The 8089-nt window shown below is 40.3% G+C and carries 7 protein-coding genes; 6 read left to right on the top strand and 1 reads right to left on the bottom strand.

Features of this window, described 5'->3' with window-relative positions; translation table 11 throughout:
* Positions 1 to 16: 16 nt before the first annotated feature.
* The gene (locus IEV91_RS21230) at positions 17 to 280 is read right to left on the bottom strand and encodes a KTSC domain-containing protein (RefSeq protein ID WP_188499422.1); all 264 of its coding nucleotides are present in this window, start codon (positions 278 to 280) and stop codon (positions 17 to 19) included.
* A 410-nt stretch (positions 281 to 690) separates the two neighbouring features.
* Between IEV91_RS21230 and IEV91_RS21225 the strand changes: the two genes are divergently transcribed.
* From IEV91_RS21225 to odhB, 6 genes are all read left to right on the top strand, one after another.
* Positions 691 to 1335 (top strand): YrrS family protein, encoded by a 645-nt coding sequence (locus IEV91_RS21225; protein WP_188499421.1) that lies wholly within the window; start codon positions 691 to 693, stop codon positions 1333 to 1335.
* A gap of 352 nt (positions 1336 to 1687) precedes the next feature.
* A complete protein-coding gene (locus IEV91_RS21220) occupies positions 1688 to 2383 on the top strand; it encodes a 5'-methylthioadenosine/adenosylhomocysteine nucleosidase (protein ID WP_188499420.1) in 696 nt (231 codons plus the stop codon).
* Between the two features lie 2 nt (positions 2384 to 2385).
* A complete protein-coding gene (locus tag IEV91_RS21215; RefSeq protein ID WP_188499419.1) occupies positions 2386 to 2853 on the top strand; it encodes an S-ribosylhomocysteine lyase in 468 nt (155 codons plus the stop codon).
* A gap of 107 nt (positions 2854 to 2960) precedes the next feature.
* Positions 2961 to 3197, top strand: coding sequence for a YrhC family protein (locus IEV91_RS21210; RefSeq protein ID WP_188499418.1), 237 nt, complete (start codon positions 2961 to 2963; stop codon positions 3195 to 3197).
* A 664-nt stretch (positions 3198 to 3861) separates the two neighbouring features.
* Entirely contained in the window at positions 3862 to 6678 is a 2817-nt protein-coding gene (locus IEV91_RS21205; RefSeq protein ID WP_188499417.1) for a 2-oxoglutarate dehydrogenase E1 component, read from the top strand.
* A gap of 22 nt (positions 6679 to 6700) precedes the next feature.
* A complete protein-coding gene (gene odhB, locus IEV91_RS21200) occupies positions 6701 to 7936 on the top strand; it encodes a 2-oxoglutarate dehydrogenase complex dihydrolipoyllysine-residue succinyltransferase (protein ID WP_188499416.1) in 1236 nt (411 codons plus the stop codon).
* Positions 7937 to 8089: the final 153 nt, after the last annotated feature.

The raw sequence follows: 8089 nt of genomic DNA, 5'->3' as shown, positions 1-8089 counted from the left end.
CGTCAGAATATATAATTTAGCGGAGGACCTTATAAGTGCAACTAAGGCTTTCGCTATTAAGTTTCGGCGATAAGCCAAGTTTTCTAATATTTTTATGTAAAAAGTTCTCTTTATCCTCGGAAACTAAAAAGTTAAAAATGGTGGCTTCTGAGATATTGGAAAAATGCTCTGTATGACCATCATCAAAGAAAATCTTGAGTTCTTTGGACTCCTTGTTATAGCCAAACGTGTCAAAGGTTTCGAGCCGAGAAAGTTCTCTATTAAATTGGATTTTTTTCATGATACAGCACTCCTTTTTCAGATCATTATGAGCCATAGAGGATGTTCAAATAGTCGAAGATAGAACGTTTATTCATTTGAACTGTGCTTAGAATCTCTCTCTATGCTTGAGTAATAATGTTTTGCGTCATTTTTGTTAAAGACACTTTAAAATTTGCTTGACGCCATTAAAAACATATATAACACTATTAGACAGTTCTCTCTTAATCCCTCCTTGTTCGCAAAACAAGTGTTAAAGTGACAAAAAAATAGTTATGCTTAAACTCTATTCGACAGGTCCTGTTTTTATTCGAATTAAAAAATATTTTTTGGCGATCGGACAAGATAACTTTTTATACTACGAATTGTTTATTGATGGTACAATCTAATAGATGGGTTATCAAAAAAGATGTACTTAGAGGGGGATTTTAAATGCCCAAAAAAAATGATTCCTATGCTTCACGCAGCGAGCGGAGAAAAAATAAAGGATTTGACCGCTTTTTAAATTGGGCCATTGGAATAGTGGTTGTTCTTATCGTGCTCATAGGAGGTTATCTGCTTTTTAACATTCTTCACTCTCCTGATACTGAGGCATCGACAACATCCACTAATAATAAATCGCATGAAGCGAAATCAGATGATACACAAGATAAAGCAAAATCAGATTCAGAAGCTAAGGGAACGGAGAGCCAAGATGATTCTGAGAATGTTGTGCCCAATGATGCCTCGCAAAATCCCGATGATGGATCATCGGCAACGGATTCGGATGACCAAAGCAATGAGGATTCAGGCGGTGGGCCAAAAGGACCATGGAAACCCATCGGGACGACACAAAGTGAACCGCACCAAACTAATTATGATGAAGGCTCAGTTGATTGGAATGAGAGAGTGAAGGCTTTATCCTATGCAACAGGTATATCCGAAGAGGATATGACACTCATTTGGTTAGGGAATGGAGGCGCACCTGATAAATCCTTAGGAAAGGTTAAGGATAAGCAAACGGGTAAGATTTATGATGTGATTCTACAGTGGGTAAAAGACAAGGGCTGGAAGCCTATAAGTGTTGATCCAGAGTAGAGAGTTGAATAAAAGGTGGAAAACGAAGCTAAGTGCAAAACAGCACTTGGCTTTTTTAAGAATAAGCATAATTCTGATCATCAGGACGATGTGGATCTCCGCTCCAATCCACTTTTGGTACTGAAGAAGCATTTTGGTAAAAAAGCTTTTTAATGCCCAACTGAATGAGGACCGGGCATGCATTTCGCCCGATTTTTCTCATATAAGTGTATCAAAATTATGGTCCTGGGAGAGGACCTGTAGACTTCGCGCTTATGGTCTATTAATGATAAAATAGTAACGAATCTATGGATAAGTGTTATAATCCATAAAATGTGGAAAGAGAATAATACAGTTACAAGGAGTTAGGTCTATGAAAATTGGAATCATTGGAGCCATGGATGAAGAGGTCGCACTGCTTAAGTCTTCAATTAAAGGAATAGAAGAGCACGAGAAAGCTGGTTGTCTTTTTTATTCAGGAGAATTGAAAGGGCACCAAGTCATTGTATTAAAATCTGGTATTGGCAAGGTTAATGCTGCCATGGCAACTACACTTCTCATCAATGCATTCGAACCAGAGGTGATTATTAATACGGGATCAGCAGGTGGTTTTAATGAGCAGCTTAATGTAGGGGATATCGTTATTTCAACGGAAATTGTTCATCATGATGTTGACGTCACTGCCTTTGATTATGCCTATGGTCAAGTTCCAGGGATGCCAGCAACCTTTAAAGCGGACAAACATTTAAGGGAAGTGGCCGTGAATTCAGCAAAAAATATGATTGATGCTAGGGTCGTGGAAGGATTGATTGCCACGGGGGATTCCTTTATGTCTGATCTCGATCGTGTAAAGGTGATAAAACAGATATTCCCTGAGCTCCAATGCGGTGAGATGGAAGCTGCAGCGATTGCTCAAGTGAGTTACCAATTTCATGTGCCATTTGTTATTATTCGATCACTATCAGATATTGCTGGGAAAGATGCCAGTGTCTCTTTTGATGAATTTTTAGAGACAGCGGCAACAAATTCTGGCAAACTCATATTATCAATGTTAGAGGAGTTGAAATAAAAATGACCAAAAAAATGAATGTTGAAAGTTTCAATCTCGATCACACCAAAGTAAAGGCCCCTTATGTACGGTTAGTGGGAATTACTGAAGGAAGCCACGGAGACAAAATTTACAAATATGATATTCGGTTTTGCCAACCGAATAAAGAGCACATGGAAATGCCGGGATTACATTCTATCGAGCATTTGATGGCAGAAAATATTCGCAATCATATCGAGGGTGTCATTGACATCGGTCCTATGGGCTGTCAAACGGGTTTTTACTTTTCAATTTTAAATAATGAGAGTTATGATGAAGCGCTTGAAGCGATTGAAAAGACACTCAATGATGTACTTACGGCAGATGAAGTTCCCGCTTGTAATCCAGTACAATGTGGTTGGGCTGCAAACCATAGTTTAGAAGGTGCAAAAGAAATAGCAAGAAAAATGTTGGCAGCCAAAGAGGAGTGGCGTCAGGTTTTCGCAGAGTAGGTTGTCACTTAAAGGGGAGAGACTGGAAAAACTCCACCGTGTTAACAACAATTACAAGTCCTTTACCTCCCCGTCTCATGATAAAATGAGACGGGGAGGTTTGAGGTGTGAATCAAAACCAGATGCAAAAACTCAAAACTAAAATAATCGATTATAAACGCTTTAGTTTTATTTTTTTATATTTAGCTGCTTTTTTGTATATGGGGTCTCTAATACCATTTGAGGGTAAAACATTGATAAAGTCAGAGATTCTGATGGGAGCAAGTGTTTTACTGATCGTCATTTCCATAGGATTTTTTATTCTCATGCGAAGAGCCTCAGATCGCTATCATCAAGAATTGTAATCGCAAGACGACTAACATTCTAGACCGTTAGCCATAGTGCTAGCGGTTTATTCAGTTTAAAAGAGTTTGCCCTAGTGATACTTACATAATGATGCACATGCATTCACACCCTAAACCTACTTCCCTTGTGAAAAAGTATAGAAAAAAGGCAGATGAATAAGGGGAAAATCTTTTAATAATTTGATCTAATTATCGGAATTCTCTCTCTTTATATTGACGTTTTTAGCTTGGAAGAAAAGAGTATAATAAATTTGGTTTTTCTAGGGCATTCTTCTTGGCTAGGGCATGGTGTTGTGCTATTAATAGTGGGGTAGGGAAATTATTGTGAAGGTATAAAAATTCCCAACTTTGAATGGTGGCCAGTTTGAAAAGCAAAATAATTTTTTGTTAAAAACAGTGATGAAATGAAAAAGAAACTTGAGGATGCTGGTCTGTTGTACTAAAATGGCTAGGGAGATTAATTTCGATCGGAAAAGGAGAGATTGCTTAGGGGGATGCTTTAATTTTTAAAGAGGTAGTTCAAAAAAGTCTGAGGGCTGTCCTCCTTTTTGAACCTATACCTAGAGACCAGCCGTTTTTTTAGAAAAAGAAACTGGTTATCGTTTTATTTTATTGTACTAATATTTATAGATACTTCGGAAAATAAAAGTTAGGAGTGTCACTCATGGCAACGGAGAATAATGGCAGTCATACGCCATGGCAGGAACTTTACGGGCCTAACCTAGGCTATATTCAAGAACAATATGATATCTATCGCACGGATGCAAGTGCTGTGGATCCAGAGTTAAAAGACCTTTTTGACCAATGGGGAGCACCACCTTCTGGGGATGTCAATTCCTCTTCTGATACCACTGTAGCAGGATTAAGTTCAGTGGATATGGAAAAAGTTGTGGCAGCGGCTAAACTCGCAGATAATATTCGGGTGTACGGTCACTTAGCAGCTAATATACACGCTATTAATGGTGTGGACAAAGATACACGCATGTTAGAACCTGAAACTTATGGTTTGAACGAGAACGATCTCATAGAGATACCTGCTCAAGTCATTCTTAAAAACCCACCTAAAGGTGTGCACAATGCCTTAGATGTGGTGAATCATTTAAAGACCATTTATACTCAATCTTTAACTTATGAATTTGGTCATATCCATGATGTAGAAGAACATCAATGGCTTAATGAAAAAATCGAATCAGGTGCAATTCACCCGAACTTAACCCACGAAGAACGTATTGAACTTCTCAAGCGTTTAACCGATGTTGAAGGGTTTGAAACCTTTTTACACAAAACTTTTGTCGGACAAAAGCGTTTTTCAATTGAGGGTGTTGATACGCTTGTTCCTATGCTTGAGCAAATTGTCAAAGCAGGGGTAAAAAATGGCGTTGAAAATGCCATTATCGGGATGGCTCATAGAGGTCGCTTAAATGTATTGGCCCATGTTCTCAACAAGCCGTATAAAAGAATTCTTGCCGAATTTGCGCATACGACAATTAATGATGATGACTATATCAATGAGGGTTGGGCTGGCGATGTTAAATATCACCTCGGCGGTCATTGGGAGGTTAAAGAAGGCGAAACGGTTAAAACGCGTATCACCTTAGCTAACAATCCAAGTCACCTTGAAGTCGTTGATCCTGTTGTTGAAGGTTATGCCCGAGCAGCACAAGAGGATCGTGGGCAAGCGGGAAATCCTTATCAAGATTTTTCGAAAGCCTTCACAATTATGGTTCATGGTGATGCTGCTTTTCCAGGTGAGGGTGTTGTTGCCGAAACATTGAACTTAAGTCGTCTTCCAGGATTTACAACCGGAGGTACGGTTCATATTATTGCTAACAACCTCATTGGGTTTACGACTGAAAGCAATGATGGACGATCAACGCGTTATGCGAGTGATCTTGCAAAGGGTTATGAAATTCCTATCGTTCACGTTAATGCAGATGATCCTGAGGCGTGCTTAGCGGCGGCAAATCTTGCATTTGAATATCGTGAAAAGTATGGCAAGGATTTCTTGATCGACCTTATTGGCTATCGTCGGTTTGGTCACAATGAAATGGATGATCCTTCAGTTACTCAGCCTAAACTCTATGAACTTGTTCATGCTCACGATACGGTGAGAGCATTATACGCTAAGCAATTAGAAGATGCTGGTGTGATTACTGCTGATGATGCCCGTCAATTTGAACAAAATGTTCAAGAGAATCTTCAATCGATTTACGATGAGATTAAGGAAAATGGCAATCATGAAGTTGAACCAAAGTTTCCTGCTGAAACTATCATCGCTAACTGGCCAACGGTCAATACTTCAGTTAGCCTAGAGCAATTAAAAGAAATTAACACTAATCTTTTAAAATGGCCTGAAGGGTTTAATGTTTATAAAAAACTTGATAGAATTCTTTCACGTCGTAAGGATGCTCTTGAAGAAGGGGGCAAAGTGGATTGGGGTCATGCTGAAACACTCGCTTTTGCTACTATACTCAGTGAGGGCACACCTATCCGGTTCACAGGGCAAGATGCACAGCGCGGAACGTTTGCTCACCGTCACTTGATGTTGCACGATGAAAAAGATGGGAAAACCTTCTCACCTTTACATGTGTTACCTCAGGCTAAGGCTTCATTTGCAATTTTTAATAGTCCATTGTCTGAAACGGCAGTGCTTGGATATGAATACGGCTACAATGTATTTTCAGAAGAAACACTTGTCCTCTGGGAAGCACAGTATGGTGATTTTGCCAACGTAGCGCAGCCCATTTTTGATCAATTTATTTCTGCTGGTCGTGCAAAATGGGGACAAAAGTCCGGCTTAGTTATGTTACTTCCACATGGCTATGAGGGACAAGGGGCTGAACATTCTAGTGCGCGTCTTGAACGCTATCTCCAGCTTGCTGCGGAAGGAAACTGGACGGTGGCCAATTTAACGAGTGCCGCACAGTATTTCCATCTCTTACGTCGTCAAGCGGCAATGTTAGGAAAAGAAGGCATTCGCCCACTTGTGCTAATGACACCGAAGAGTTTATTGCGTAATCAAATCGTGGCTTCAGAGGCGAGCGCCTTTACAAATGGGCATTTCCAAGAAGTCATTGAACAACCCGCTTTCAGTGACAATCCTGATAATGTTGAACGGATTGTGTTAAGTTCGGGGAGAATAAGCCTCGATCTCACAGGCAAAGCGGAGTCAGTAGATCACAATACATTAGAAAAAATTCAACTTGTTCGAGTAGAACAGTTATATCCATTCCCAGAACAAGAGTTGAAGGAAATTATTAAGAAGTTTAAAAATGTTAAAGAACTCGTATGGGTACAAGAGGAACCAAAGAATATGGGCGCCTGGATGTTCATCGAACCCCGATTGCGTGCACTTGTTCCTAAACGTGTTAATGTGAACTATGTCGGTCGTCCTGAAGCAGCAAGTACTGCTGTAGGTGAACCAGGCGTTCATAAAATCGAACAAGAAAGTATTGCATCGGCAGCTTTTAACTTAAATTAATGTCTTTAGAGGAGGGCGTATCATGGTTGATGTAAAAGTACCAGAATTAGCCGAATCCATTACAGAGGGAACAATCGCTAAATGGCTAAAAAACGTTGGGGATAAAGTAAATAAAGGTGACGACATTGTCGAGCTAGAAACAGATAAGGTCAACGTGCAAATTAGTGCTGAAGATGAAGGGGTTCTCACTGAACTCAAAAAAGAAGAAGGCGATACCGTTGAAGTCGGTGAGATTATCGCTGTTCTTGATCCAAATGCCGAGGCAGGAGCTGCTCCAGCAGCCCCATCAGCCGAACCAAAGGCAGATGATAATAAAGCTGTAGCAGAATCAACGCCTGTACCTGAAAAAGAAGAAGTGTCTTCTGCTAATGGTGAGCGTTATGTGGCATCTCCAGCTGTCAGAAAGCTTGCGCGTGAGTTAGGCGTAGATTTAAAAGACGTATCTACCAATGATCCTCTAGGACGTATTCATGGCGATGATGTCAAACGTGCGGCGCAGCCTGCTCCAAAAGCAGCTGAGAAGCCTGCTGCTAAATCTGTAGATGAAAATCCAGCAAAACCAGTTGAGCGCATTAAAATGTCACGCCGTCGTCAAACGATCGCAAATCGTCTAGTGGACGTACAACATACGGCTGCGATGTTGACAACTTTTAATGAAGTTGATATGACAGCGATCATGGATTTGCGTAAGCGCCGTAAAGACTCTTTCCTTGAAAAGCATGACGTAAAGCTTGGATTTATGTCTTTCTTTACTAAGGCGGTTGTTGGCGCATTAAAAGAATTTCCACTTCTTAATGCTGAAATTCAAGGCACTGAGTTACTTGTGAAAAAATTCTATGACATCGGTATTGCGGTTTCTACTGATGAAGGTCTTGTTGTTCCTGTTGTGCGCGATGCGGATCGTCTTGGTTTTGCTGGTATTGAAAGTGAAATCGGCAACCTTGCTAAAAAAGCGCGTGACGGCAAACTCACTTTAAGTGATCTATCTGGTGGAACGTTTACGATCACTAATGGAGGGACTTTCGGATCCTTACTGTCTACACCAATTTTAAATGCCCCACAAGTGGGTATCCTTGGGATGCATTCTATCCAATGGCGTCCAGTGGCTATTGATAAGGATCGTATGGAAAATCGCCCAATGATGTATCTTGCGCTTTCCTATGATCACCGGATTGTAGACGGAAGTGAAGCTGTACGCTTCCTTGTAAGCATTAAGCAAAAGCTTGAAGATCCAGAAACCCTTCTTCTTGAAGGTTAATATCTGTTTTGTAGAGACGCTATAGGCATCTAGCCTGTAGCGTCTTTTTATGCTGGGGCTTTAAACATTTAAGAATCCAGTTTAAAACGGCTCTATTATATATGTTGGGGTTTGTAGACAATTTACAATGCTGTTTTGGTTAAGTGAAAAATA

This window comes from Pullulanibacillus pueri, assembly GCF_014639255.1.
In the GTDB taxonomy this organism is placed as follows: domain Bacteria; phylum Bacillota; class Bacilli; order Bacillales; family Sporolactobacillaceae; genus Pullulanibacillus; species Pullulanibacillus pueri.
Note: the sequence above shows the minus strand (reverse complement) of the source record. Positions and strands in the feature narration are given on the sequence as shown.